A 1,571-nucleotide genomic window follows, 5' to 3' on the forward strand; every position below is an offset into this window, starting at 1 on the left:
GACGCCCCAGGCCTGCGGACCTGGGGCCGTCGAGGACACCTGGGGCCCCAGGTAAACCCGCCGCCTCATCGCTCGGCCGCGACGAGCTCCTTCAGCGCCGGGGCGACCTCGTGGCCGAGGGTGCGGACGGTCGTCTCGTCGTCGGCCGCCACCACGAACGTGCTCGTGCCGTGCAGCAGCGCGACGTCGGCCAGCTGCTCGGCCCACTGCGCGGGCGGCCCCTCGAGGAAGCCCGCCCCGTCGCCGAAGCGGCCCGACACGTTGAGCAGGCGGCGGACGTCGGCGGGGTCGCGGCCGGCCTCGCGGGCCGCGTCGTCGACGCGCCGGCTCATCGGCCCGAGGTCGTCCAGCCCGTTCTGCAGGTAGCCGACCGAGGGCAGCCACCCGTCGGCGACGCGTCCGGTCAGCGCGAGCATCCGCGGCCCGTAGCCCCGAGCCAGATCCCGACGTCGTGGGCCGGGGCCGGACCGCGCTTGGCGCCCTTCACGTGGTGGTGCTCGCCGCCGGCCGTCGCGCCGCCACGGGCGTCCACGTCCCACAGGGCGCGGATAACCTCGACCGCCTGCTCCAGCGCGGTGACCGACTGGCCCGGCGTGAGCCGGGTGCCGCCCATCGCCTCGATCGCGTCCCAGAACGCACCCGTGCCCAGGCCGAGCTCGACCCGTCCGCCGCTGAGCAGGTCGAGCGAGGCGACCGCGCGGGCGAGCACGGCGGGCTGGCGCAGCGGCAGGTTGAGCACGTTGCCGGCGAGGGTCACCGTGGACGTCCGCGCGGCGACGAACGACAGCAGCGTCCAGGTGTCCAGGAAGCGCGGCTGGTACGGGTGGTCCTGGAAGGTGACCAGGTCGATCCCGGCCTCCTCGGCCGCGACGGCCAGGCCCACGGGGTGGCGCGGCGAGGCGTTGGTGGGCGTGATGAACACGCCGAGGCGGAGGTCCTGCCCGTAGTCGGCCATGCCCGATGGTGGCGCGGGCCGGGGTCAGGCGCGAGCGCTGGGTGCCGGTGACAGGACTTGAACCTGCACGTCCGAGGACACAGGAACCTAAATCCTGCGTGTCTACCAGTTCCACCACACCGGCGGGTGCGGCACGAGTCTAGGCCAGCCCCGAGCGCGTCCCTCCGTTCCCGTCGAGCGTGACGTTCGGGGGCACGTCCGCCCGGACTTCGACCCCCTCGAACGTCACGCTGACGGGGAAACGTGACCACACGGCCGCGGTGAGGTGCTCGACGTCGCCGGGGTGGACGCGCTGCAGGTTGCGGCCACCGCGCTCGAACGTCTGGTGCACGGCCGCCGGCACCTCGGCGTCGGGCACGGCCGGTCGAGCCAGTCGCAGGCACGCACGTGCACGAGGTCGGCCCCGACCGCGTCGACCGACGCGTCGTAGCGGTAGCCGCCGGTGATCCGACCCAGGTGGAGGCCGGCGGCGGTCATCGTCCAGGCGAACGAGCCGTCGGGCACGGCGACGAAGCGGCGCAGCCGCGCGGACGCCCGCTCGTCGAGCCGCTCCAGCGCCGCGACAGCCTCGTCCGCGTCCGCCGGGACGGCGGGCAGCACGCCGCCCATGCCGACG

The 1,571-nt window shown here is 75.0% G+C and carries 2 protein-coding genes, 1 tRNA gene and 1 pseudogene; all 4 read right to left on the reverse strand.

Annotated features, from left to right (window positions below; all coding sequences use genetic code 11):
* Positions 1-65 precede the first annotated feature (65 nt).
* On the reverse strand, positions 66-416 hold the full coding sequence (locus AC2W7G_RS15925) for a hypothetical protein (RefSeq protein ID WP_485869297.1): 351 nt from the start codon (positions 414-416) through the stop codon (positions 66-68).
* Positions 404-955: an LLM class flavin-dependent oxidoreductase gene (locus AC2W7G_RS15930; RefSeq protein ID WP_485869298.1), complete on the reverse strand. Its 552-nt coding sequence runs from the start codon at positions 953-955 to the stop codon at positions 404-406. Before AC2W7G_RS15930 ends, AC2W7G_RS15925 begins: the two co-directional genes overlap by 13 nt.
* Positions 956-997: 42 nt before the next feature.
* Positions 998-1,079 (reverse strand) — tRNA-Leu (locus AC2W7G_RS15935).
* Positions 1,080-1,180: 101 nt separating this feature from the next.
* A pseudogene (locus tag AC2W7G_RS15940) lies at positions 1,181-1,571 on the reverse strand (hypothetical protein); the annotation flags it as partial.

The sequence above is a fragment of the Aeromicrobium sp. PFPM2_SD2 genome, assembly GCF_057364525.1.

Bases quoted from the DNA above. Each gene is read 5' to 3' on its own strand.
- AC2W7G_RS15925 (WP_485869297.1), bottom strand. From the start codon at position 416: ATGCTCGCGCTGACCGGACGCGTCGCCGACGGGTGGCTGCCCTCGGTC.
- AC2W7G_RS15930 (WP_485869298.1), bottom strand. From the start codon at position 955: ATGGCCGACTACGGGCAGGACCTCCGCCTCGGCGTGTTCATCACGCCC.